Raw genomic sequence first — 26171 nt, forward strand, 5'->3', positions numbered from 1 at the left:
AGACATGATTTCAAATCTCGACTTACAGGGAGAGGATACATTTGCTGGAAGTATCTTCATGTTCAGTTTTGAAGTTACCACTTTTATTTTAAATCAGAGGAAAATTCTGAATCGGGTTGTTTCGTTATAGACTATTATGAGGCCTATTTGTTTGTGCAAATAGGTAGAATTCGGGTGGAACCACGTTTATAACGTCCCTAGTATCTATTTATTTAGATGCTAGGGTCTTTTTTGTTTCTATTCGAAAATTACACAAGGGAGTGCTCTATTATGGCAAAGATTTCATTTGAATTTCCTGACGGTAGCGTAAAAGAATTCGATCAGGGAGTAACTACTGAAGATATCGCTAAATCAATCTCAATTAGTTTAGCTAAGAAATCAGTAGCTGGTAAGATTGACGGAAAAATGGTTGAAATTGATTTACCACTTGAAAAAGGTGGCAAGATTGAAATCGTTACAAAAGATACAGAAGATGGTCTAAAGGTTCTACGCCAAACAGCTTCACAATTATTAAAAGCTGCCCTTGCTGACCAATTTAACAACATCCAATTTGGTGAAAGTACTTCTGACGAAGATGGTTTCTTCGTTGATACTGACAAACGTGACTCACAAGTTAGTGCCGATGAACTACCACAAGTAGAAGAACGTATTAACAAAATGGTTTCAGACAACGTAAAAATTGAAAGAAAAGTATTATCTCTAGAAGATGCTTTAAAGCAAGTTGATGGAGATCCATACCAAGCTAAGTTAGTTAACGAATTAGCTGAAGATGGTCAAGTGGTCTTCTACCAAATCGGTGACTACCTAGGTTTAGGTGAAGGTGTTGTATTACCAGAAGCTAAGGCTGTTAAGGAATACAAATTACTTTCAGTTGCCGGTGCATACTGGGAAGGTAAATCATCAAACCCAATGCTACAAAGAATCTTCGCTACAGCATTCTACAAGAAAGCTGATTTAGAAGAAGACTTAAAGAGAAGACAAGAAGCTAAAGAAAGAGACCACAGAGTTATCGGAAACAAGTTAGACTTATTCTTCGTTGACCCTAAGGTTGGTGCTGGATTAGCTTACTGGATGCCAAATGGTGCTACTATCCGTCGTGTTGTTGAAAGATACATCATTGATAAGGAATTAGCTAACGGATACCAACACGTTATTACACCAGTTCTAATGAACCTAGATGCATACAAGACATCTGGTCACTGGCAACACTACCGTGAAGACATGTTCCCACCAATGGACATGGGTGATGGTGAAGAACTAGAACTACGTCCTATGAACTGTCCTAGTCACATCCAAATCTTCAAGCACCACATTCGTTCATACCGTGAGCTACCAATGAGAATTGCTGAACTTGGTATGATGCACAGATACGAAAAATCAGGTGCCTTATCAGGTCTACAACGTGTTCGTGAAATGACTCTAAATGATGGTCACACATTCTTAAGACTAGACCAAATTCAAGACGAATTTAAGAAGGTTCTTGGTTTAATGGTTGAAGTATACAAAGACTTCGATATTAAGAACTACCACTTCAGATTAAGTTACAGAGATCCTAAGAACACTGAAAAGTACTTCGATGACGAAGAAATGTGGAGCAAGTCACAATCAATGCTTAAGGGTGCCATGGATGATCTTGGCCTAGACTACGTTGAAGCCGAAGGTGAAGCAGCATTCTACGGTCCTAAGCTTGATGTTCAAACTTACACTGCAATGGGTAATGAAGAAACTCTATCAACTATTCAATTAGACTTCATGTTACCTGAAAGATTTGATCTACACTACGTTGGTGAAGATGGTGAAGAACACCGTCCAGTTATGATGCACCGTGGTTTAGTTTCAACTATGGAAAGATTTATTGCTTACCTAATCGAAGTATACAAGGGTGCATTCCCAACTTGGTTAGCGCCAAAGCAAGTTAAAGTTATTCCAGTAAGTATGGAAAAATACGGTGACTACGCTAAGGAAGTTAACAGCAAGTTAGCTGCATTAGGTATTCGTACAAGTGTTGATGACAGAAACGAAAAGATGGGTTACTTAATTCGCGATGCTCAAACTAACAAGATTCCATACACAATTGTTGTTGGTGAAAGTGAAATGAACTCAAAACAAGTTTCTGTACGTAAGTACGGTGAACAAGATAGTGAAAGTTTAAGTCTTGATGACTTCATCAAAGAAATTCAAGAAGACATTAGTAACTATTCAAGAGAAAAATAATAAATGTTATTGACATGTACCACTCATGTGGTATTATATAAGTAACGAAAAAGCAGAAGCATCCCGCTTCTCGCCTGAGTGATCGAAAGAGATGGCTAGGCATGATATCGGATTAACCTTTGATTTAATGTTCAAAGGACCAAAAGCGGGTGCTCAGTTGTGGGCATCCGCTTTTTTCTGCTTTTTAATATACTTGGAGGTGAATTACCATAGCAAACGATATGATGGTTAATGATGGAATTCGAGCTCGCGAAGTTCGTTTAATTGGTGCTGATGGTGATCAATTAGGTATTAAGTCAAAGGACGAAGCAATGCAAATTGCTGAGGCTGCTGGATTAGATTTAGTAGTTGTTGCTCCAAAGGCTAAGCCAATGGTTGCTAAAGTTATTGATTACGGAAAATACCGTTTCGAACAACAAAAGAAAGCTCGTCTATCTCGTAAGAAGCAAAAGGTAGTTAGTGTTAAGGAAATTAGATTAAGTCCAACTATTGATACTAATGATTTTAATACTAAGTTGAAGAGAGCTAAGACATTCATCGCAAAAGGTGAAAAAGTTCGAGTTTCAATTCGCTTTAAGGGACGTGCCATCACACATAAGGAAATTGGTCGTGATGTTTTAAACAGAATGGCAGATTCTACATCAGATGTTGCTAGCGTTACTCAACGAGCAAAAATGGATGGAAGAAGTATGTTCCTAATGCTCGCACCTAAGTCAAGCGATAAAAATTAGATAGTATTTTTATAATACTTAAGTTAAATTAAGGGAGGATTTTTTCAATGCCAAAGACTAAATCAAATCGTGCAATTGCAAAGCGTTTCAAGAAAACTGCTAAGGGTGGTTTAAAGAGTGCTAACGCATTCACAAGTCACCGTTTCCACGGTAAGACAAAGAAACAACGTCGTAACCTACGTGGTACAAGCATGGTAAACGATACATTAGCAAGCAAATACACAAAGATGTTTTAATTAATACTTTTAAGTAAGACATAATTTAGGAGGATTTAAATATGCCAAGAGTTAAGGGTGGAACAGTTACTCATGCACGTCGTAAGCGTGTTTTAAAAGAAGCTAAAGGTTACCGTGAAGGTAAGCACAGTCTATTCAAGACTGCTAAAGATCAAGTTATGAAGTCACGTGAATACGCATTCCGTGATCGTCGAGCAAACAAAGGAAACTTCAGAAGATTATGGATTGCTCGTATCAATGCTGCTGCTCGTATGAATGGTTTAAGCTACAGCAAGTTAATGCACGGTTTGAAACTTTCAAACATTGAAATGAACCGTAAGATGCTAGCTGACTTAGCAGTTAACGATGAAAAAGCATTTGCTTCATTAGCAGAAACTGCAAAGAAAGCTATTAAATAGTCTATAAAAACTTTCACCACTTAAGGTAAGTAGGTGGGAGTTTTTTTCTTATTATGGGCACCGCTATTTTTGGTGCTCATACAATACATAATATTATTGAGGAGAATTAAAATGATTTCTAAGTTTAAACCAACATGGATGATTCCAGTCGTCTATAATATTTCACCATCAAAACTAAAAGACATGGGGATTAAGGCCGTTTTTAGTGATTTAGATAACACCTTGATTCCTTGGAACAATCCTGATGGAACTCCTCAATTAAGAGAATGGATATCTGAACTCAAGAAAAACAATATTGAATTAATTGTTATTTCAAATAATAAACATAGCCGAGTTCAAAGAGCACTTATAAGTTTGAAATTAAACTTCATTTCACGCTCCTTAAAGCCACTACCTAAGGGTATTAATAAGGCTTTGAGAGATTACCATTTACACCACAAAGAAGTAATTATGTGTGGAGATCAATTATTAACTGATGTTTGGGCTTCCAACAATGCAAACGTTAGAAGTGTGTTAGTTAAGCCATTAATTGAATCCGATGCTTGGAATACTAAGCCTAATCGCTTCTTAGAAAAATTAATATGGAAAAAATTAAGAAACAAATATGATGATTTAGACTGGCAGGAGGATATAAATGACAGAAATTAATCAATTACAAGACGAAGAAATTAGATGTATTGGTTGTGGTGCGTTAATTCAAACCACAAATCCAGATGAACTTGGATACACTCCTAATTCTGCGCTTGAAAAAGGTAAAGAGAGTGGCGAAATTTACTGCCAACGTTGTTTTAGATTGCGTCACTACAATGAAATTTCACCAGTTAGCTTAACTGATGATGATTTCTTGAAGTTATTAAACCAAATTAGAGATGCTAATGCGCTTATCGTATACTTGGTTGATGTCTTTGACTTTAACGGAAGTTTGATTCCTGGATTACACCGTTTCGTAGGTGATAACCCAATCATGTTAGTTGGTAACAAGTCTGACTTACTACCAAACTCACTAAAACGTTCTAAACTAAAGGATTGGATTAGACAACGTGCTAATGAAGCAGGAATTCGTCCGATTGATGTTGAACTAGTTTCTGCTAAGACTAATGAATCAGTTGATGATTTATTAAAGAACATCGACAAGTACAGAAATAATCGAGATGTTTATGTTGTGGGTGTTACTAACGTTGGTAAGTCAACATTGATTAACCAAATCATTAGACAAAACACTGGGATCAAAGAATTAATCACTACTTCAAGATTCCCTGGTACTACATTAGATAGAATTTCAATCGATTTGGAAGATGGTCATGAATTAGTAGATACACCAGGTATCATTCATAAAGAACAAATGGCACATTACCTAAATGGTAAGGACCTAAAGATTGTTCAACCACAAAAGCCAATTAAGCCAAAGGTTTACCAATTGAACCCAGAACAAACACTATTCTTTGGTGGTGTTGCTCGTTTTGATTACGTTCAAGGTGACAAGAAGCATGGTTTTACTGTTTATGTTGAAAACAACCTACTAATTCACCGTACTAAGTTAGCAAATGCTGACAGCTTCTACAATAAGCATTTTGGTGAATTATTAACTCCACCAAGCAGTGAATCAATTGATGATTTTCCAGAATTGGTTCGTTTTGAGTTCAAGACTAATCAAAAGAGCGATTTAGTATTCGAAGGACTTGGATGGATTACCGTTCCAGCAGGTGTAGTTGTAGCTGGATGGGCACCTAAGGGTGTAGACGTATTAGTTAGAAGAGCAATGATATAAAAAGCGAGGTACAAAATTGAAATTACGCGGAAAACAAAAAAGATATTTAAGATCACAAGCTAACAGAATGAAACCTTTATTTTCTGTTGGAAAGAATGGTTTAAACGAAACTTGGTTAGAACAAGTATTGGATGCTTTACACAGACGTGAATTAATCAAGGTTAACATTCAACAAAATTCTGATTTAGAAGTTAGTGATGTCCAAGAATACATTGAAGAAAACAGTGACATCAATGTTGTTCAAACAATTGGAAAGACATTACTATTATTCTTGCCTGCAAGTAAGGAAAAATTCCAAATTTACTCTGTAGAAGTTAGAAATATTTAGAGGAGTTCTTATTAATGCATAGTGAAAAGGTGCAAACTTTACCTAAGTTAAAATCTTTAAACAAGCGCAAAAAAATTGGGATTATTGGTGGAACCTTTAATCCGATTCATAATGGTCATCTATTTATTGCGGATCAAGTAAGGAGTCAATTAGGACTAGAGAAGGTATACTTCATGCCAGATTTTATTCCACCTCATGTTGATCATAAGGATGCAATTGATGCTGATGACCGCGTTAACATGGTTAATCTAGCAATCAACGATAATGATAAATTTGACATAGAAATGCTAGAAATCATCAATCGTGGTAAAAGTTACACCTATAACACTATGGTAGAATTAAAGAGAAGACATCCCGACTATGAGTACTACTTTATTATTGGTGGTGACATGGTTGAATACCTACCTAAATGGTATCGAGTTGATGATCTATTCAAACTAACTCATTTTGTAGGTGTCAGAAGGGAAAACTATCCAATGTCGACTAACTATCCAGTGATATGGGTGGATGTTGCTAAGCTGGATATATCTTCAACCTTAATTCGTAAACTGGTATCTAACCATCAATCAATTCGATATTTGGTTCCAGACGCAGTTTTAAAATATATAAAGGAGCATCATCTTTATGAATAATGTTGAATTAACATATACAAATAAGTACATCCCTTTATCTAGAGAAGAACTAATCGAAAAACTAAACAATGCTTTAACCCAATCAAGATTCGAACACGTTTTACGTGTAGAACAAATGTCGATTGAACTAGCAAAGAAAAATGATGTAGATGTTGAAAAAGCAAGTGTTGCTGGACTTTGTCATGATTACGCTAAGCAAAGACCAGATGACGATTTCATCCAACTAATTAAGAAATACCGTTTGGATGATTTGTTGTTGCAATACGGAAATGCAATTTGGCATGGCGAAGTGGGTTACTTAATGGTTCAAAATGAATTGGGTGTTACTGATATCGATATTTTGAATTCCATTAAGCACCACACCACTGGTGCAAAGTACATGTCAAAGCTAGAACAAATTGTATACATGGCTGACTATATCGAAATGGGACGCGACTTCCCAGGTGTAGAAGAAGCACGTGAGATTACATTTAACAATCTAGCTCACGGGGTGGCATATCAAACTAAGCACACTCTACAATATTTAATTAGTGCCAATAAACCCGTTTATCCAAAGACTATTGATACCTATAATGAATGGGTAAATGGATCAAACATTAAATAACGAGGAGATTTCAAATGAATAGTAAAGAAAAATTAGAAGTAATTGTTAAAGCAGCGGACAGCAAAAGAGCTCACAACATTGTTGCTTTAAACGTACACGAAGTTAGTTTAATGGCTGACTACTTCGTAATCATGGATGCAGCATCAAACAGACAAGTTAAGTCTATTGCAGAAGAAATTGCTGACCAATCTGAAGAAGCTGGTATCAGTGTTAAAGAAGTAGAAGGTAAAGATACTGCTAAGTGGATTCTATTGGACTTAGGTGATGTTATTGTTCACGTATTCCAAGAAGATGAAAGAGAATACTACAACTTAGAAAAACTATGGTCAGACGCTGATTCAGTAGACGTTTCAGAATGGGTTAAGGACTAGTCAAATGATTTATCAAGAATTCGCAAAATTCTATGATGAATTATTTGATGAAACAATGTATGATCAATGGCTTTCTTTTGTAAAAGCAAATGTATCAAAAAATGATTCAATTATGGACATGGCTTGTGGAACCGGACGTTTATTATCGCTACTGGCCGCTCAAAACTATAATGTTTGTGGTATGGACTTATCTGAAGACATGCTTACACTAGCAGAAGAACATTTAAGGAATATCAAACCGGATATGCCATTAATTCAAGGTGACATGACTGAGATGGAAGGAATTCCTGACTTTGATGTGATTACTTGTTTTGATGACTCATTATGCTATTTACCCAATCAAGACGTACTACAAACTGCTTTTGAAAAAGTACATGAACATCTAAATAATGATGGACAATTCTTATTTGATGTAATTACTCCATATCAAACAGATGTCGTATATCCGGGATACATGTATAATTACCACGATGATAGCAATGCTTTCATGTGGCAATCATACTTGGGTGACGAAGATCACTCAATAGAACACGACTTAGTATTTTTTAAGTACAACGAGAGAATCAATGCATATGATCAATTTAGTGAAATTCATTTGGAAAGAACTTATAAAGTTGGTATTTACATTGATTTGTTAAAGAATGCAGGATTCAAAGATATCAAGGTTAGCGCTAACTTTGGTAAAGACGAAATCACTGATACTACAACCAGATGGTTCTTTGTATGTAAGAAGGGATGATTCGATGAAAGCTGTTGGTATAATTGCTGAATATAATCCGTTTCATAATGGGCATAAGTACCAAATTGAGCAGGCAAGACAAGCAACTAATGCCGACGCAGTAATCGTAATCATGTCTGGAAATTGGGTACAAAGGGGCCAACCTGCTATATTAGATAAATGGACTAGAGCACAAATGGCATTAGAAAATGGTGCCGATATGGTAATAGAGTTACCTGTGCAATGTGCCGTGCAGCCTGCTGATATATTTGCTAGGCACGCCGTGAACGTTTTAGCTAATCTTAAGTGTGAGTGGCTATCATTTGGTAGTGAACATCCAGACATTAACTTTAACAAGCTTGCTAATATTGATTTAAAGGAAACTATAATAGATCAAGATTACACCAAAAGTTATGCTGAGCTAATTAGGGATGCATTAACTAATGAGACTGGAGAAGATGTCAGTGCACCAAATGATGTATTGGCATTAAACTATGCAATCGCTAACCTAAAAAATAATCATCAAATGAAGCTAGTACCGATTAAGAGAAATGGTGCTAACCATCATGATCGTGATTTAAACAATGATGGGTCCATTGCGAGTGCTTCTTCAATAAGAGCCGCTATCATAGATAATAGTCAGGAATTGGTCCAATATCTTCCCGATAGCACTGATATCGAAGCTTTTAAGAATCATGTTGATTGGGAAGATTTCTGGCCATTATTAAAATATAAGATTGAAACATCAAGTATTGATGAATTAAATCATATCTATCAAATGACTGAGGGATTAGAATACAGACTAAAGAAGTATATCTATGAAGCACATTCATTTGATGAGTTTCTACGCTTGGTTAAATCTAAGCGCTACACATACGCAAGACTTCAACGTTTATTCGTTTCTACGCTCTTAAATTGGCGTAAAAGTGATGATTTGAGTCAAGAGTATGTTAGAGTATTAGGATTTAATAAAAGCGGTAGAGCGTATTTGAATGACATTAAGAAGCAAATAGAAATTCCTGTAATTACTAAGATTAATAAGGAACTATCTGGAACAGAATTAAATTTTGATGTAGTATCTGGTAGGATTTATGAAAATATAAATCATATTCCTCAAGATGCAGGAAAAATTCCATTAATTTATTAATTTTTAGGTCGGGTATCAAGGATATGACCTTGACAAACTAACTTCTTAATATGTATAATTAACGCTGTTGCATTAGGAGGAATAGACATGAAATGGTTCTTAAAGGAACTATCCGAATACAAAAACAAGCCACTTTCAGTATCAGAAGATATGAACTTATCTGATGATATTATGAGTAGATATAGCAAGTATGTTATTTCTGCTGATGACGATATTCACGTTGCTGCTAACGTTTTTTCTGAAAACGGTGATGCAATCGTGACTGCTCGTGTAACAGGTAAGATTGTGGTTCCTTCATCAAGATCATTAACTCCGGTTGAGTTACCATTGGATTTCTCAATTAACGAAGTTTATGTTGAAACCAACTTACGTTTGAAAGAACGTGAGGATGAAGGTGAAATTGATTTTGATAAATCAGTTGCCGATAATATCATCTTACAAATTCCAATGCACATTTTGTCTCCTGAAGAAATCGAAACTGGTAAGATGCCAGAAGGAAATGACTGGGAAGTTATTTCTGAAGACGATTTAGCTGAACAAGAGGCAAATGATAAAAAAGTAGATCCACGTCTTGCTAAGTTAAAGGACTTCTTTAACGATAGTGATAATTAAGCAAGACTTAAAATTTTTTCACTAGTGGATATTTTAATATAAAGGGGGTTTTTGCATTGGCTGTACCAGCAAGAAGAACTTCAAAAGCTAAGAAGGGTATGCGTCGTGGTCACATTAAGTTGGCTAACCCAGGTTTGAGTGCTTGCCCAAACTGTGGTGAATTACGTAAACCTCACATTGTATGTCCTAGTTGTGGATACTATGATGGTAAACAAGTTGTTAATGAAAACAACTAATTAAATAAAAAAGCTACCAGAACACCATGGGTCCTGGTAGCTTTTTTGTTATGTAAGTATAATTATTTTATTTATTTTACCATTTATATTAAACTTGATTCGAGAGAATGGTTCGTTTTCTAATTTAAAATAGTAAATTGGTGAAAAAATTTAAGATTTTAATAATAATATTCGGATTAAGCTCTTCTATTATGAGAAAAAACGTGATAAAATGTACAAAGTAAGTTAAGATTTTCTAAAATAAATGGAGAGGTGTAATTTAATGAGCCGTATTTTGATAATTGAAGATGAAAAAAGCTTAGCTAGATTTGTAGAGTTAGAGTTGAAGCATGAAGGTTACGAAACTGAAGTAGCCTTAGACGGTCGCGAAGGACTAGAAGAGGCACTTAACAACGACTATGATGTTATTCTTTTAGATCTTATGTTACCAAAGCTTAATGGTATGGAAGTTGCTAGAAGACTTCGTGAAAAGAAGACAACTCCAATCATTATGATGACAGCAAGAGATTCTGTTATTGATAGAGTTTCAGGATTCGATCATGGTGCAGATGACTACATCGTTAAGCCATTTGCTATCGAAGAATTATTAGCTCGTGTTAGAGCATTACTTCGTCGTATTGATATTGAAGGCGACGAAAATGCTGAAGACCAAAAGGTTGTTTACTTTAAGGACATTACTGTCGAAAAAGAAAGTAGAATTGTAAAACGTGGAGACGATATTATCGACTTGACTAAGCGTGAATACGAATTACTACTTACTTTAATGGAAAATGTAAACGTTGTATTAGCCAGAGATGTTCTTTTAACTAAGGTTTGGGGATACGATTCAAGTGCTGAAACAAACGTTGTTGATGTTTACATCCGTTACCTAAGAAACAAAATTGATAGACCTGATCAAAAGAGCTACATCCAAACTGTTAGAGGAACCGGTTACGTGATGAGATCATGATTTCCAACCATGATGATAAAGTTTCAAAGACAGTAAGCAGCAATCGAAGATGGTTTTCTCTTAAATGGAAATGGTCAATTGGATCAGCAATTATAATTTTTGTAATTCTATCAATTTTTTCTTTTTTGATTTACAACCGTTTTTCTGATGTCTTATTACACCAGGAGAACTCACGTACTATTGAATCGGATGTAACGATATCAAATCGATTAAGAACGATTAATCGATCATTGGATGAAAAGACAGTTAGTTCTGCTTTAAATCCAAATAGTGGTTTTAGGGACGGCAACCCTAATAATGAAATGTCGACAGACGTTTATTCTGATTCTATTTATACTAACTTATTTAGTAAGGATATCGTGGTTAGTGTATACAATAAGAATTCAGACCAAATCTTCTCATCGAAGAAGTCGCCAAAAAAGATTTACAATTTCAAACCGGTAGATAGCCGTAAAACGGTTATTACCAAGAACTCAGGTAAGACAATCTTAGTTTTAGATTCACCGATTTATTCTGCCAAGACGCATGAATTAATTGGTTATCTAAGAGTAGTTGATTCAATGTCTGACTACAATTTGTACATTAACAAATTAGCCGGAATTTTATTTGTAATTTTAATTATTGGTATCTTCTTCTCTGCTGCATTGTCGTACTTTCTATCATCATACATGCTTCGTCCAATCAAGATTATCTCTAACACCATTCATAGTGTTAAAGAATCTCCGGAAACGGACAGTCGTGTGCCTAAGTTGACTCAAAATGACGAGTTGACTGACTTAGGGGACTTGTTCAATGATATGATTGATACAATGCAAAGATACATTGATCAACAACAACAATTCGTTGAAGATGTTTCCCATGAATTAAGAACTCCGGTAGCTGTAATTCAGGGACACTTAGACATGCTTTCTCGTTGGGGAAAGGATGACCCTGAAGTCCTAGATGAATCAATTAAATCTTCAATCTACGAAATTAATCGTATGAAGAGTTTAGTTCAAGAAATGTTAGACCTTTCTCGTGCTGAACAAGTTGAAATCAACTATGGAAACAAGACAACGGATGTTCAAGATGTTGTTCATCAACAATACAATGATTTCCAAATGATTCACCCTGATTACAAGTTCATCTTAGATGATGATATTGGGGAAGAAACAATCATTCAAATTTACCGTAATCACTTGGAACAAATCTTGATTATCTTGTTAGACAATGCTGTTAAGTATTCTAAACAAAGAAAGGAAATTCATATTTCGCTTTCTCGTAAGTATCGTTATGTTGATATTGCGGTTCAAGATTTTGGTGAAGGATTAAGCCAAGAAAGCATCGATAAAATCTTTAACAGATTCTACCGTGTTGATAAGGCTAGAAGCCGTAACCAAGGTGGTAATGGTTTAGGACTTTCAATCGCTAAGCGTTTGGTAGAGGCCTATAACGGTAAAATAAATGTTGAAAGTTCATCGGGATATGGATCAATCTTTACAATTTCATTCCCAATCCTTTCAAAGGATAAGATTGAACATTTGAAACAACTAGATATGAATACTAAGCAATAAGCGCAAAAAAAGCACCGCAATTAAGCAGTGCTTTTTTTGTGTTTATTTATTGTTTTGATGTTTGTATACCAAACCAAATGGAACTAAGTTTTCATTACCTTCTTTAATACGTTGAATGTTACTTCTGTGCTTAATGAAAATAAAGATTGTTAGAATAATACCAATAATTCCAAGTACGTAATCATGATCCAATAAAATCAAGATTGTGATTAATGGAAATGAAATCATACTTGCTACACTAACCATACTAGTTAGGTAAGTGAATGAAAATTCAAAAATAAAAGCACATAAGAATAAGATTGGATGAATTGCTAGTAACATTCCGGCACTAGTAGCAACGGCTTTACCACCCTTAAACTTAGCAAAGATTGATAATGTATGTCCCAATACAGCGAATAAACCAAATACGATTGGTGATACGTTAGAGATATGGAAGAATGTTGGTAGCAATGTTGCAATGGTACCCTTTAGAATATCTAAAACCATAACGACAGCACCGGCAGTCTTACCAAGTTCTCTAAATGTATTGGTGGTTCCCATATTTCCAGAACCTAACTTGGTAATATCTTTATTGAAAAAGACCTTACCAATCCAGATTCCATTAGGAATTGCCCCTAACAAGTAGGCTACAATTAATAAAATTGTGATTTTCAAAAATGGTTCCTCCCAAAAATTAACTATCTATTAATTTTACCATTTTTAAGCATTATGACAACATTTTCTCTATACAGGACGCTTAATATTCCCTTTTAAAAGCGTTTTAAATAAGGTAATATATTATATTGTATGAAAGGGAGTGCGTTACGATGGCTAAGAAGTCAGAAAATTATAATGATGACTCCATCCAGGTCCTAAAGGGTCTGGAGGCAGTTAGAAAGCGCCCTGGTATGTATATCGGTTCTACTGATAGCAAGGGTCTTCATCATTTGGTATACGAAATTGTAGATAATGCAGTCGATGAAGCATTAGCAGGATATGGTGACGAAATTGACGTTACTATCCATAACGATAATAGTATAACTGTGGTGGACCACGGACGTGGGATGCCAGTGGGAATGCATTCATCAGGTAAGCCAACTCCCGAAGTTATCTTAACCGTGCTACATGCCGGTGGTAAGTTTACTGAAAACGGTGGATACAAGACTTCAGGGGGACTACACGGGGTTGGATCAAGTGTTGTTAATGCACTTTCAACTCACTTAAGTGTGACAATCGTAAGAGATGGCTACAAATATGAAGAGGATTTTGAAAATGGTGGTCAACCAATTGGAACTTTGAAAAAAATTGGTAAGACAAGTGAACACAGTGGAACAACTGTAACATTTAAACCAGACTCATCAATCTTTACTACCACAATTTATAACTATGAAATACTAAAACAACGTTTAAGAGAATCTGCCTTCTTGTTAAACGGAATTAAAATTACTTTAACTGACGAACGTGAAGGTCAAGAACGAAGCGATGAATTCTACTTTAAAGATGGAATCAAGGAATTCGTTCAATATTTAAACGAAGACAAACACACATTGGGTAATATTATGTACTTTGACGGATCAAAAGATGGTGTTGAAGTAGAAGTTGCCGCACAATACAACGATGGTTATACAGAAAATACATTATCATTCGTTAATAATGTGCGTACCAAAGATGGTGGTACTCATGAATCAGGATTTAGAAGTGCCTGGACTAAATCGTTCAACGACTTTGCTAGAAGAGTAAAGTTGCTTAAAGATAAAGAAAAGAACCTAGATGGTAGCGATGTTCGTGAAGGACTATCAGCAATCATATCTATTAAGGTGCCCGAAGAAATGCTTCAATTCGAAGGACAAACCAAGGAAAAGCTAGGAAGCCCAGAAGTGCGTTCTATCGTCGATAACATTGTTTCCGAACAATTGGGTTACTACCTAATGGAAAACGGTGAATTCGCCCATGAATTGGTTCACAAGTCCCTTCGTGCCCGTAAGGCCAGAGAAGCTGCGCGTAAGGCCAGAGATGAAAGTAGAAATGGTAAGAAGAAACACAAGAAGGAACGTTTACTATCAGGTAAGTTAACACCAGCTCAATCTAAGGATGTTTCTAAGAATGAATTGTTTCTAGTCGAAGGGGACTCTGCCGGAGGTTCTGCTAAGCAAGGCCGTGACAGAAAACATCAAGCTATCTTGCCACTTAGAGGTAAGGTTTTAAATACCGAGAGAGCTAAGCTAGACGATATTCTTAAGAACGAAGAAATTAGTACCATGATTTACACAATTGGTGCCGGAGTAGGTCCAGAATTCAACATTTCTGATGCCAACTACGACAAGATTATCATCATGACCGATGCCGATGATGATGGTGCTCATATTCAAATTCTACTATTAACATTCTTCTACAAATACATGCGTCCAATGGTTGAACAAGGTCGTGTCTACATTGCACTACCACCGCTATACAAGATTCAACAAAAGGCCGGTAAGAAGAATCATGTTGATTACGCATGGACCAATGATGAATTAACTGACAAGTTAAAGGAATTCGGTCAACATCCAGCCTTACAAAGATTTAAGGGTCTAGGTGAAATGAATGCTGATCAATTATGGGAAACTACTATGGATCCTGAAAACAGAACATTAATTCAAGTTCAAATCGACGATGCTGCATTAGCCGAAAAACGTGTTACTACATTAATGGGTGACAAGGTTGAACCAAGACGTGAATGGATTGAAGAAAACGTTAAGTTCACACTTGAAGAAGATGGCAGTATTTTAGATACCACCAAAGAAACAGAAAACGAGTAGATAGGAGGAACTATAGTGGTTAATCATTCAGTTATTGAAAAACTAACGCTTGAACAAATCATGAGTGAAAGATTTAGTAGATACTCTAAGTCAATCATTCAAGAAAGAGCGTTACCAGACGTTCGTGACGGATTAAAACCGGTTCAACGTCGTATTCTATACGCCATGAATAAAGACGGAAATACTTATGACAAGGGATTTAGAAAGTCAGCTAAGTCCGTTGGTAATGTTATGGGTAACTTCCATCCCCATGGTGATAGTTCAATCTATGAAGCATTAGTACGTATGAGTCAAGAATGGAAAATCAGAGAACCATTAATCGAAATGCACGGTAACAATGGTTCAATGGATGGAGATCCAGCTGCAGCTATGCGTTATACAGAAGCACGTCTAAGCAAGATTGCTTCTGAAATGCTAAGAGATATTGATAAGGATACTGTTGATTGGGTGCCTAACTTTGATGACACCGAAAATGAACCAACGGTATTACCATCTCGTTTCCCTAATCTATTAGTTAATGGTGCAACCGGAATCTCATCGGGTTACGCAACCGAAATTCCTCCTCACAACCTATCTGAAGTATTAGATGCTTTGATTTACCTACAAAAGCATTCAGATGCTACTTTGGATGACTTAATGCAATTCATTAAGGGACCTGACTTCCCAACAGGTGGAATTGTACAAGGTCTAGACGGCATTAAGAAGGCTTATGAAACTGGTCGTGGTAAGATTATCATTCGTTCTAAGACAGATGTTGAAGAACTACGCGGTAACAAGACACTTATTCGTGTAAGTGAATTACCATACGAAGTTAATAAGCTACAACTAGTTAAGCAAATCGATGAAATCAGAATTAACAAGAAGATTGATGGAATTGCTGAAGTTAGGGATGAAAGTGATAGAAACGGTCTATCAATTGCCATTGAATTAAAACGTGATGTTGATGCTACCGGTATTCTTAACTACCTATTTAAGAACACTGATCTACAAATCAATTATCACTTTAACGTCGTTGCAATTAATAAGATGAGACCAGAACGTCTATCATTAAAGGAAATCTTAGAATCATACCTAGATTACCAACGCTTGATTGTTGCTAAACGTACTAAGTACGACTTAGACAAGGCAATGGCAAGACAACACATTGTAGATGGTTTAATCAAGGCCTTATCAATTTTAGACCAAGTTATTAAGACCATTCGTGCAAGTGACAACAGAAAAGATGCATGTAATAACTTAATCACTGAATTCGACTTCTCTGAAAAACAAGCGGATGCCATTGTTAAGTTACAACTATACCGTTTAACTAATACCGATGTGGTTGAACTACAAGCTGAAAAAGATAAGTTAAGTGCAGACATTCTAGAATACAATACCATCCTAAATGATAAGAACGAACTAAATAAGGTATTAACCAAAGAGTTCAAAGACATTAAGAAGGCCTATGGTAGCGATCGTCTTACTAAGATTGAAGCAGAAGTTGAAGAACTTAAGATTAGTAAGACTATCACAGTGCCGGAAGAAGACGTTGTTGTACTAGTCAGTCATGATGGATACCTAAAACGTAGTAGTGTTCGTTCATACAAAGCTTCAGAAGTTGAAGAAAATGGTCTAAAGGAAGATGATTATCCAATCTTCTTAGAACAAATGACTACACTACAACACTTATTCATGTTTACTAATAAAGGTAATCTAATTTATCGTCCAGTTCATGAAATTACAGATGCTCGTTGGAAAGAAACCGGTGAACATATTTCTCAAACTATCGGTCTAGCCGATGACGAAAAAATCATGAAGGTCATGTCATTCAAGACATTGAAAGAAACTGGTAAGTTTGTAATCTCTACTAGTGACGGATATATCAAACAAACTGAGTTTGATAAGTTAACTCCCGGTAGAAACTACCGTTCAAGACCAGCTGTATTTGAAAAACTAAAAGATGATAGTGCAAATGTAGTTAATGTTGATTACCTAGCAGATGCAAATGCTAATCCCAATGTCTTTATTGCATCTAATGTTGGACTAGCTACTTGTTTTGAACTAGATGAAGTATCATATTCTGGTGCAAGATCTACTGGTGTTCGTTCAATGGACATTAGGGATGAAGAACAAGTTGTTGATGTGCAACTAGTAGAACAAGACGATAAGGTAGGGATGATTACCCAACGCGGATTCTACAAGAACATGAAGGTAGATGAAGTACCTCTTGCTAGTCGTGCAAGAAGAGGGGTTCAAGTTCTAAAATCATTGAAGAAAAACCCACATGAATTGGTTGACTTTGTAAAACTAGAAAGGGCAACTGATAGCTTTAACCCAATTAGAGTATTTACTAGTAGACGCCGTGTCCATGATATTATGACAGGTGACCATCCAGTAAATGATCGTCAATCAAACGGTTCTGCTGTGATGGATGTCGATGCTGAAGGTACACCAACTAGCATGACTGTATTACATCCTGAAGTAGTGGCAAATATTAAGTAATATAACTCCAATAGAAATTTATTATTATTATCATAAAATATATTGTTATTTTATGATTAATAGGTTATTATATTTTAATGAACTATTAATAGATAATAATATGTAATAAATGATATAGGGGTATAGGCATGAAAAAAACTAAGCAAGAAAATATTTTCTCTTCTAAGACACTTTCATACTTTTTGCAATTAGCAGAAACTATGAATTACACTCAGGCTGCGCAAATTTTGGGAATTACGCAACCTGCATTAACTCAACAAATTAAAAAGCTAGAAAAGACAGTTGGCGCTCCATTGTTTTACTCAATTGGAAAAAAGCTAAAGTTATCATCTGCCGGTAACATTATGCTTAAGTCAACTAAGGATATTTATGAAATCTTAAACCAAACTGCTGATGAAATTGAACAATCAAACAGTGCATCAACTGGTGACATTAACATTGGTGTTCTATCATCAATCCAAGTTAAAGTTTTTGAAAAGTTCATTGCTCAACTTTACAAGAAGAATCCTGAACTAAAGGTTAACCTAAGAATGTTAACTCGTAAGGAAATTTGGGAAAGTTTGGAAAACAACCGTATTGATTTAGCAATCATGTACTTACCAGATTCATCAATTAAGAACTGGAAGCCATACGAAGCTCAAAAGATTATGAGCGATGACTTAATGTACATTCACCACAACGAAAAATTATCTGGTAAGGATAAGATTAAGTTCAAGGACACATTAGATCGTCCTTGGGTTACTTACCCAGAAGATTACTTCTTAGATTCAATCTTAAAGACTGAATACAAAGATCAACTTCTAGATAATCCTAAGAGTGGCGCTTGCTTCTCAACTCCAGACCAAATTTTACGTTTTGCTGTTAATACTGGATTAAATACTGCTCTTCCAAGTTCATTTATGATTGACAAAGATGTCAAAACATTGGAAGATAATAATACATGGGTTGCCCGTTTGAATCCAAATATCAATTTTGATTTAGCATTCGTTTACAGATCTAACAAGAAGATGATTCCTCGTGTTGGTTCATTCTTAGACGAATTCGATGCCTTCTTAGATGAAGAAGACTACCTATCAAGATTAAAGGACAACTACTAAAAATACGAAGGAAGTTTTATTATGGCTAAAGAATTAGTTTTCGGACACCAAAGTCCAGATACTGATGCAATTTGTGCAGCTATCGAATATGCATATTTACAAAATAAACTAGGATACGACGTTGAAGCCGTTGCTCTAGGTACTCCAAACGAAGAAACTAAATTTGTTTTAGATTACTTCGGTCAAGAAGCACCTCGTGTTATCACTGAAGCTTCATCAGAAGTAGACTCAGTTATGCTAGTAGATCATAATGAACCTCAACAAAGTGTTTCAGATATTGATAAATTAACAGTTACTCACGTAGTTGATCACCACAGAATTGCAGATTTCAACACTGAAAAGCCTGTATTCTACCGTGCTGAACCAGTTGGTTGTGTAAGTACTGTATTATTTGAAATGTTCAACGAAAAGAACGTTGAAATTCCTGAAAAATTAGCTGGTCTAATGCTTTCAGCAATCATTTCAGATACTTTATTACTAAAATCACCAACAACTACTGATGTTGATAAAAAGGCTGTTGCTGAATTAGCTAAGATTGCTAAGGTTGATGCTGAAGAATACGGTATCAAGATGCTAAAGGCTGGTACTAACGTTGATGCTAGATCTGACAAAGACCTAATCGACGGTGACGCTAAGTCATTCACTATGGGTGGCAAAGCAGTACGTATCGACCAAATCAACACTGTTGATTTAAACGACGTATTAAAACGTAAAGAAGACTTATTAAAGGCAATGGAAGAAGAAGCTAAAGCAGAAGGCTACGACTTGTTCTTAGTAATTGCTACCAACGTATTAGACAGTAATTCTGAAGCCATCGTTTACGGTGAACCCAAGGATGCTGTAGAAAAAGCATTTAACCAAAAAGTTTCAGAAGATACAATTGCACTTCCAGGTGTTGTATCAAGAAAGAAACAAGTTGTTCCTCAATTAACTGATGTTTTAGACTAATACTAGGACGTATTTAAAGGACACATCCTAATGGGTGTGTTCTTTCTTTATATAAAAAAATATCTGACAGCGTTGCTTCCGGAATACGGCTGTCTCAAATAAAAACAATAGGAGATCTTCAAAATGGTAAAGGTATTTAGAAATTTAGCTACTTCAAAGACAATGGATTTATTAGGAATCGCAATTATTTTCTTATCAGCGTTTCTTTCAGGTTATTTATTCGAATCACTAAACGATGTGACTCATTGGGGCCATTGGGCAATCTTTGTTCCTTTCGGACTAATTAGTGCTTTTGACGCCTGCATGTCAATCATGTCTACTAGGTTAGTCGGTCGTTTTAGTAACCTAGGTAACTGGATTGGTGTTCCTGAAATCATTCTTGGATGTGCAATTGATTACCTATTGGGAAACCATGGGGCAATCCTAACTTATCCAATCAGTTTTATTATCCAAATTTGGGCAATTAGAACATGGACAAACTCTGATAAATTCAAGAAATCTGATTTTATGAATACAAAAAAGGGACAAATTGTCTTTGTACTATTGTCATTATTATCACTAGCATTTAGTTTTGGTATTAATTACATTGGATACGGTAGTCTAAATTCATCTGATTCCGTTTTATATGTATTAACTAGTTTTGTATTCGGAATTTCATTGATTGCAAATATCATGAATGCAATGAAGATATCTACACAATGGAAATTCTGGCTATTATACGACTTTATTCAACTAGCTAAGGCAATTAGCCAATTCAACTTTGCAAACGTTGGTAAGTATATTTATTACATTCTAATGGCACTTGCTGGTAATGCATATTGGAAGGACTAATTAATATATTTTTCTGTGCTAATAATTTGCATTATTTTTTATAATCGTTATCATTATAGTTATATCGTGTACGATATATCTCCACCGGATATATCAGATCAAGCAAAAGGAGCTGTTACGATTATGAAGAAATACAGTGAAGAAGAATTAAGAAGTAGATTAACTGACGAACAATACGAAGTTACTCAAAATGCCGGTACAGAAATGCCATTTTCAAACGAATATGATGACTTTTTTGAAGATGGCTTATACGTAGATATTGTATCAGGTGAACCTTTATTCACTTCAAAAGATAAATACAACTCTGGATGTGGTTGGCCAGCATTTACCAAGCCAATTGAACAAAGCAGCATTAAGAGTAATTTAGATACCTCACATGGTATGGTAAGAAACGAAGTAAGAAGTAGCGAAGCTAACTCACACTTAGGTCACGTCTTTCCTGATGGTCCTAAAGATAAGGGTGGATTGAGATACTGCATTAACTCAGCATCATTAAGATTCATTCCAGTTAATAAGTTAGAAGAAGAAGGCTACGGCCAATACGCTGCAGAATTTAAATAGGAAGGGAGATTTGTTTTATGAGTAAAGATACAGCTATTTTCGCAGGAGGATGTTTCTGGTGCATGGTTGAACCATTTGACCAACAACCAGGAATTGAAAGTGTTATCTCAGGTTACACAGGAGGACACGTTGCAAACCCCACATACGAACAAGTATGTAGCCATACAACAGGCCATACTGAGGCCGTTGAAATTACATTTGATCCTGAAGTCATTTCATACAAGGATTTAGTCGAAATTTACTGGAGACAAACAGATCCAACTGATGCTTCTGGTCAATTCCAAGACAGAGGTGACAGTTATCGTCCCGTTATCTTTGTTAACAGTGAAGAACAAAGAAAAGTTGCTGAAGAATCCAAGAAGCAACTAGCTGAAAGCGGTATGTTTGATGAACCAATCGTTACATCAATCGAAGATGCTAAACCATTCTATCCAGCTGAAGACTATCACCAAGATTTCTACAAGAAGAACCCATTAAGAGCTCAAATTGAAGAATTAGGTGGCCGTCAACAATTTAAGGATACAAAGTGGGCTAAATAATAATAAAAAGGTTCCCAGCATATGCTAGGAACCTTTTTTAATTAATACTTATGTCTGTAATAATGGCTACGTGAATGGTATTGGTGATGTTCTGATTCTTTCTTGTATTCTTTACGATACTTTCTTTCGTAGTGCTTTTTAATTTCGTGATGAACGACACCTGCTACAACGGCATCTCTTACGTAATGATGCTTCTTGTATGAGTTACGGCGATTATTGAACGATGGTGAGTTTTCAGGTGTAGGGACCTTAATCTCGTTATTTATCTTGGATCTACCGGTTGAATAGTTGAATTCAACACCAGGTTGAACATTGAAGATGTAAACGTTAAAGTTTAGACTTCCATCAGTTGAAATGGCTTGCATATGAACACCACGAGCCATTAATTCATTTCCTCTAAAAATAGGGGTAACTTGGAAAATAACCTTTTTATCTTTTCTAAGTGCTTCTCTGACTTGTGATTCATAAATAGTTTGTAGTTTTTGATTACTGAATGCAGTTTGGGTAAATAGGTTCTTCAAATTATTTTGATCACCAGATTGTACTGATGGTTCATATTTACCATTTATACTGATTCCTTTAGATAAACTGTAGGCAATTTCATGGCCACGATTGATAATAGCATCATTGTTCACGAACTTTTGGTGCCATCCAGTTGGTTGAACCACTTGTCTGGTTCTTAGACTGTCATTTGCAATATTACGTTTTTCTAGGTAGGCAGTATTACCTTCAGATGTTCTGTTTAAGGAATCTAGATTAGTGTATTCTACGTGATTGTATTTCCAATCAGATGATTTTAAGTTAGATGCATCATTATTCACGGTCAAGATTGCTGATGTGTTATTTTGATAGTTTAGTGACGCTAAATCATTTGTATTCGTATTTGGCAAATCTTTGGTAACGTCTGATGATTTGCTACTCTTGGTAGCGGTGTTTCCGTTACTATTATTTGCACATCCACTTAGGACTAATGACAGTCCAATAGTAAGAGTGGCCATTATTTTAGTATACTTCAATTAAAAATCCTCCTAATAAACCTATGTATGATAAAATAGTTGTCTAAAGTTAAATACGTAAGGAATGTTATTTTTGGCGCTAAGAAAAACGCATGTTGCTTCAGCAGAAGCAGTAATGATAGGTTATGCCATTTCGACTAATCAACCGTTACCAATTATCATAACTGAGGCAATTGGTGTGTGGATAGGGAGTCAACTTCCTGATATTGATCAAAGACAAACTAGAGTAAATAAGAAAACCGGTTTAGAAACATCCGTTTTGACCTTATGGGGTCATCGAACCTGGTCACACAGTATTTGGATACCAGTCTTCCTATTTATTTTAGCACGCTACAGCTCTAATAGCCCAATCCTAAATGGAATAAGTTTCTATGAATATAAAGTGATGGGATACTTTTATTTTACGTTGGTTTTGGGATACTTCTTACATGAACTATTAGATTCTTTTTCGGTTGAAGGGATTAGATGGTTGTATCCATTAGGAAATCGTAAGATCATACGTAAGAAGGGCATATTTATATATAAGGTTCATAGTATGAAAGAAATTATAATTAGATATGTTTCTGTTACTATAGTGGTGATGGAATTGATTTTCTACTTATATAAAAACTTAAAATAAAAAGGGGTGCATCAAAGATGCATCCCTTTATTTATTTTCTCTTAATTGATCAACGAATTCTTTACTTGGTGTTACAAAGAGGGTCTTTTGACCTTCATAAATAACAAATCCAGGCTTAGAACCATTTGGTTTTCTGATTTTTTTAACTTGAACATAGTCAACGGGAACGGTTGCTGAATCTCTTGCTTTAGAGAAGTAGGCGGCAAGCATTGCAGCAGTTTCGATGGTTTCATCATCAGGATTGAAGTCCTTGATGATAACGTGAGAACCGTGAATCTTTTGTGTATGCAACCAAGTATCTCTCTTATCAGCATCTTTCATTGTTAACTTATCGTTTTGAAGGTTATTCTTACCAACAAGAATGTGAATGCCTTTATCAGTAATAAATTCTTCAGGTTTACTAATCTTAGTATTCTTATTTTTATTCTTTGTATTACGATTGTTGTGATGCTTTAAATATCCTTCGTTTTTTAGTTCGACTTTGATGTCGTCTAAATCGGATGGGTTGGCAATCTCAATTTGTGAAAGGATGTTTTCAAAGTAGTCAATTTCATCATTGGTCTTCTTTAATTGTTCAGTCACAAATGAGACAGCATTCTTTTCCTTTTGATAACGTTTAAAGTACTTTTGCGCATTTTCTGAAGGACTTAACTGATTAGAAATACTAATGTCGATTTCGTTTCCATTATCATAGAAATTAGGAAGAGCAATTTTAGTCATTCCTTTTTGAATCTTGTATAGGTATGTTGTTAGAATTTCACCCTTAATACGATATTCATCGGCATACTTAGTATTATCCAAGGTCTTTTCAAGTTTCTTTTTCTTGTTTTTATTCTTCTTTAATTCACTTCTAGCAACCTTAATTAATTGGCCACCTTGTTCGCGAACACGGTCCAATCTAGCTTTTGTTTCGTAGAAGTTATCTAGCAATTCGCTTAATGTATCAAACTGAATGTTATTTTCTTCAAACGGATAGACATTAAAACTATTATTCTTACCATGTTCAATCATGGTTGGTACTGGATTGTTGAAGTGATCAAAGAAATTATCAAACTTATCTTTGACAGCACCATCTTGATGCATTGCTTGAGCAAGATATAATGATGTGTCTTTACCTAGTCCTTGGATTCTCTTACGTAGTTCTGATGATAGAACCTCTTGGTTAGGGAATTCCTTAGTTAAGTCTTCAATTTTTTGATAATCAACGTTTTCATTAAATGGATTAACCATGTCTTGGTTTGGTGGGGTGATGTATGTGTCACCAGGCAAGATAGTTCTGTATCTATTCTTATCTGCACCAATTCGTTTGATTGCATCGATAATTCGCATATCATCTTGTGTATCTACTAAGATGATATTACTGTGTCTGGCCATGATTTCAACGACTAAACGCATTTCCTTTAAATCACCAATTTCGTTTCTAGTTGTGAAATGAAAAATCATTACACGGTCATTATCAATCTGGGATACTTTCTTTAAAACTGATCCACTAAGATGTTTTCTTAATGTCATTGTGAAAGTAGTTGGTGTGTGCGGATTAACGTATGGAATTTTTGAAACTTGCACACGCGCATAATTAGGATTGGCTGAAATTAAAATAGGGTAGTTTTCATGGTTTGAACGAACTGTTAAAACAATTTCGTTATCATAAGGTTGATTAATTTTGGATACTCGACCACCTGAAACTAATCGATTTAATTCACCAGTCATTGCATGAGTAAATGATCCATCAAATGACATTATCTCATCTCTCTTTCGTACAAAGTATTATCTTCTAGTATAACTGATATGCAAGCAAATTAGCAAAAATAACAGAGTTCTCATGATATAAATATGTTTTAATGTTATAATTTTATTTATAAATAATCGTATGTATTATGAAAAAGGATGAAAGATAATGAAAATTGCAATCGTAACAGATAGTACTTCTTATTTATCAAAAGAAGAACAAGAAAAATATGGAATTCATATTGTTCATATGCCTGTAATGATTGATGGTAAAAGCTATGAAGAAGGCAGCAACATCTCAACAGATGAATTCTATGAAAAACTAAAAAACTCACAATCATTCCCAAGTACATCACAACCACCAATGGGTGAGTTGATTAACTTGTATGATTCATTGGCTGATGAAGGTTACGACACTGTAATCAGTATTCATTTAGCAAGTACCATTTCGGGTTTTTACAATTCATTGTCAGCACTTGCACCAACCATTGAAAACATTAAAGTAATTCCTTATAACTCAAAGATTACCGTAAAACTAATGGGTAACTTGGCAATCGAAGCTGCAAGGAAGGTACAATCGGGGGCTAGCGTCGATGAAATCATTGAACATTTAGACCACGTTAGAGATACAATTGATGAAGTATTCGTTGTTGATGACCTACAAAACCTTGTAAGAGGTGGAAGACTATCAAATGCTTCAGCATTCCTTGGAAGCTTACTTAAAATTAAGCCATTACTAACTTTCGATAAGAAGAGTAATGAAATTGTGGCTTTTGAAAAGGTAAGATCTCGTAAGAAGGCACTTAAACGTACTGAGGCAATTTTCAAAGAAGCTGCTTCTAAGGTTGATTATCCATTAAAAGCGATTGTTATTAATGGTAATGATCCAGAAGCTGGACATGAATGGAAAGAAAATATTCAACAATTATATCCAAATATGAGTATTGAAGAAAGTTACTTTGGTCCTGTTATTGGTACCCATTTAGGTAACAAATCTCTTGCTCTAGCTTGGATGATTGATACTGACAAAAAGGACTAGTTTATGCTAGTTCTTTTTTATTATTAAAAAATAATTAG

General features: G+C 35.3%; 28 protein-coding genes and 1 other annotated feature. Of the genes, 25 read left to right on the forward strand and 3 right to left on the reverse strand.

The annotated features are described in order from the left end of the window. Positions 1 to 270: 270 nt before the first annotated feature. The 16 genes from thrS (at position 271) to RZ79_RS03155 (ending at position 12497) form a co-directional block, all read left to right on the forward strand. Positions 271 to 2214 (forward strand): threonine--tRNA ligase, encoded by a 1944-nt coding sequence (gene thrS, locus RZ79_RS03080; protein ID WP_054449913.1) that lies wholly within the window; start codon positions 271 to 273, stop codon positions 2212 to 2214. A 44-nt stretch (positions 2215 to 2258) separates the two neighbouring features. Then, positions 2259 to 2399, forward strand: a sequence feature (ribosomal protein L20 leader region). Between the two features lie 36 nt (positions 2400 to 2435). Next, positions 2436 to 2945 carry a translation initiation factor IF-3 gene (gene infC, locus RZ79_RS03085; protein WP_034533640.1) on the forward strand — a complete coding sequence of 170 codons (510 nt, stop codon included), beginning with the start codon at positions 2436 to 2438 and terminating at the stop codon, positions 2943 to 2945. A gap of 47 nt (positions 2946 to 2992) precedes the next feature. After that, a complete protein-coding gene (rpmI, locus tag RZ79_RS03090) occupies positions 2993 to 3181 on the forward strand; it encodes a 50S ribosomal protein L35 (protein ID WP_034531197.1) in 189 nt (62 codons plus the stop codon). A gap of 41 nt (positions 3182 to 3222) precedes the next feature. Further along, positions 3223 to 3579, forward strand: coding sequence for a 50S ribosomal protein L20 (gene rplT / locus RZ79_RS03095; protein WP_034531196.1), 357 nt, complete (start codon positions 3223 to 3225; stop codon positions 3577 to 3579). A gap of 111 nt (positions 3580 to 3690) precedes the next feature. After that, entirely contained in the window at positions 3691 to 4227 is a 537-nt protein-coding gene (locus RZ79_RS03100) for a YqeG family HAD IIIA-type phosphatase (protein WP_054449914.1), read from the forward strand. Beyond that, a complete protein-coding gene (yqeH, locus tag RZ79_RS03105; protein WP_054449915.1) occupies positions 4214 to 5347 on the forward strand; it encodes a ribosome biogenesis GTPase YqeH in 1134 nt (377 codons plus the stop codon). The genes RZ79_RS03100 and yqeH overlap by 14 nt, the downstream gene beginning before the upstream one ends. A gap of 16 nt (positions 5348 to 5363) precedes the next feature. After that, a complete protein-coding gene (gene yhbY, locus RZ79_RS03110; RefSeq protein ID WP_034531190.1) occupies positions 5364 to 5675 on the forward strand; it encodes a ribosome assembly RNA-binding protein YhbY in 312 nt (103 codons plus the stop codon). Between the two features lie 14 nt (positions 5676 to 5689). After that, a complete protein-coding gene (locus RZ79_RS03115; RefSeq protein ID WP_034531188.1) occupies positions 5690 to 6307 on the forward strand; it encodes a nicotinate-nucleotide adenylyltransferase in 618 nt (205 codons plus the stop codon). Next, positions 6300 to 6911 carry a bis(5'-nucleosyl)-tetraphosphatase (symmetrical) YqeK gene (gene yqeK, locus RZ79_RS03120; protein ID WP_054449916.1) on the forward strand — a complete coding sequence of 204 codons (612 nt, stop codon included), beginning with the start codon at positions 6300 to 6302 and terminating at the stop codon, positions 6909 to 6911. Before RZ79_RS03115 ends, yqeK begins: the two co-directional genes overlap by 8 nt. A gap of 14 nt (positions 6912 to 6925) precedes the next feature. Further along, a complete protein-coding gene (gene rsfS / locus RZ79_RS03125) occupies positions 6926 to 7282 on the forward strand; it encodes a ribosome silencing factor (RefSeq protein ID WP_054449917.1) in 357 nt (118 codons plus the stop codon). Positions 7283 to 7286: 4 nt separating this feature from the next. Further along, positions 7287 to 8021 carry a class I SAM-dependent DNA methyltransferase gene (locus RZ79_RS03130; protein WP_054449918.1) on the forward strand — a complete coding sequence of 245 codons (735 nt, stop codon included), beginning with the start codon at positions 7287 to 7289 and terminating at the stop codon, positions 8019 to 8021. Positions 8022 to 8025: 4 nt separating this feature from the next. Next, the gene (locus RZ79_RS03135) at positions 8026 to 9147 is read left to right on the forward strand and encodes a nucleotidyltransferase (RefSeq protein ID WP_054449919.1); all 1122 of its coding nucleotides are present in this window, start codon (positions 8026 to 8028) and stop codon (positions 9145 to 9147) included. Positions 9148 to 9234: 87 nt separating this feature from the next. Next, positions 9235 to 9759, forward strand: a complete 525-nt coding sequence (locus RZ79_RS03140; protein ID WP_054449920.1) for a YceD family protein — start codon at positions 9235 to 9237, stop codon at positions 9757 to 9759. Positions 9760 to 9815: 56 nt separating this feature from the next. Then, entirely contained in the window at positions 9816 to 9995 is a 180-nt protein-coding gene (rpmF, locus tag RZ79_RS03145; RefSeq protein ID WP_041152237.1) for a 50S ribosomal protein L32, read from the forward strand. A gap of 262 nt (positions 9996 to 10257) precedes the next feature. Beyond that, a complete protein-coding gene (locus RZ79_RS03150) occupies positions 10258 to 10944 on the forward strand; it encodes a response regulator transcription factor (RefSeq protein ID WP_053791716.1) in 687 nt (228 codons plus the stop codon). Then, positions 10941 to 12497, forward strand: a complete 1557-nt coding sequence (locus RZ79_RS03155) for a HAMP domain-containing sensor histidine kinase (protein WP_053795387.1) — start codon at positions 10941 to 10943, stop codon at positions 12495 to 12497. The genes RZ79_RS03150 and RZ79_RS03155 overlap by 4 nt, the downstream gene beginning before the upstream one ends. A 42-nt stretch (positions 12498 to 12539) precedes the next feature. On the opposite strand, the gene plsY is transcribed toward RZ79_RS03155, so the two are convergent. Then, positions 12540 to 13151 carry a glycerol-3-phosphate 1-O-acyltransferase PlsY gene (plsY, locus tag RZ79_RS03160; RefSeq protein ID WP_054449922.1) on the reverse strand — a complete coding sequence of 204 codons (612 nt, stop codon included), beginning with the start codon at positions 13149 to 13151 and terminating at the stop codon, positions 12540 to 12542. 152 nt (positions 13152 to 13303) lie between these two features. On the opposite strand from plsY, the gene parE reads away from it, so the two are divergent. The 7 genes from parE (at position 13304) to msrA (ending at position 21731) form a co-directional block, all read left to right on the forward strand. Then, entirely contained in the window at positions 13304 to 15274 is a 1971-nt protein-coding gene (gene parE / locus RZ79_RS03165; RefSeq protein WP_054449924.1) for a DNA topoisomerase IV subunit B, read from the forward strand. A 12-nt stretch (positions 15275 to 15286) separates the two neighbouring features. Continuing rightward, positions 15287 to 17755 carry a DNA topoisomerase IV subunit A gene (gene parC, locus RZ79_RS03170; protein WP_420313687.1) on the forward strand — a complete coding sequence of 823 codons (2469 nt, stop codon included), beginning with the start codon at positions 15287 to 15289 and terminating at the stop codon, positions 17753 to 17755. Between the two features lie 128 nt (positions 17756 to 17883). Beyond that, positions 17884 to 18852: a LysR family transcriptional regulator gene (locus RZ79_RS03175; RefSeq protein ID WP_053795390.1), complete on the forward strand. Its 969-nt coding sequence runs from the start codon at positions 17884 to 17886 to the stop codon at positions 18850 to 18852. Positions 18853 to 18873: 21 nt separating this feature from the next. After that, a complete protein-coding gene (locus RZ79_RS03180; RefSeq protein WP_034531169.1) occupies positions 18874 to 19800 on the forward strand; it encodes a manganese-dependent inorganic pyrophosphatase in 927 nt (308 codons plus the stop codon). A gap of 123 nt (positions 19801 to 19923) precedes the next feature. Further along, a complete protein-coding gene (locus RZ79_RS03185; protein WP_034531166.1) occupies positions 19924 to 20631 on the forward strand; it encodes a nicotinamide mononucleotide transporter in 708 nt (235 codons plus the stop codon). Between the two features lie 123 nt (positions 20632 to 20754). Further along, positions 20755 to 21192 carry a peptide-methionine (R)-S-oxide reductase MsrB gene (gene msrB, locus RZ79_RS03190; RefSeq protein ID WP_041152243.1) on the forward strand — a complete coding sequence of 146 codons (438 nt, stop codon included), beginning with the start codon at positions 20755 to 20757 and terminating at the stop codon, positions 21190 to 21192. Positions 21193 to 21209: 17 nt separating this feature from the next. Continuing rightward, a complete protein-coding gene (msrA, locus tag RZ79_RS03195; protein ID WP_034531164.1) occupies positions 21210 to 21731 on the forward strand; it encodes a peptide-methionine (S)-S-oxide reductase MsrA in 522 nt (173 codons plus the stop codon). Positions 21732 to 21772: 41 nt separating this feature from the next. Here the strand turns inward: msrA and RZ79_RS07345 are convergent, their stop codons facing one another. Next, entirely contained in the window at positions 21773 to 22747 is a 975-nt protein-coding gene (locus RZ79_RS07345) for a DNA/RNA non-specific endonuclease (protein WP_054449926.1), read from the reverse strand. A 73-nt stretch (positions 22748 to 22820) separates the two neighbouring features. On the opposite strand from RZ79_RS07345, the gene RZ79_RS03205 reads away from it, so the two are divergent. Beyond that, positions 22821 to 23366 (forward strand): metal-dependent hydrolase, encoded by a 546-nt coding sequence (locus RZ79_RS03205; protein ID WP_054449928.1) that lies wholly within the window; start codon positions 22821 to 22823, stop codon positions 23364 to 23366. A gap of 27 nt (positions 23367 to 23393) precedes the next feature. Here RZ79_RS03205 and RZ79_RS03210 read toward each other — a convergent pair whose 3' ends face one another. Next, on the reverse strand, positions 23394 to 25106 hold the full coding sequence (locus RZ79_RS03210) for an NFACT RNA binding domain-containing protein (protein ID WP_054449930.1): 1713 nt from the start codon (positions 25104 to 25106) through the stop codon (positions 23394 to 23396). Positions 25107 to 25263: 157 nt separating this feature from the next. Here RZ79_RS03210 and RZ79_RS03215 point away from each other — a divergent pair, with 157 nt between their 5' ends. Beyond that, complete coding sequence (locus RZ79_RS03215) at positions 25264 to 26133, forward strand: DegV family protein (RefSeq protein ID WP_054449931.1); 870 nt, start codon at positions 25264 to 25266, stop codon at positions 26131 to 26133. Positions 26134 to 26171: the final 38 nt, after the last annotated feature.

Origin of the sequence: Apilactobacillus kunkeei DSM 12361 = ATCC 700308 (genome assembly GCF_001281265.1) — a bacterium.
GTDB lineage: Bacteria > Bacillota > Bacilli > Lactobacillales > Lactobacillaceae > Apilactobacillus > Apilactobacillus kunkeei.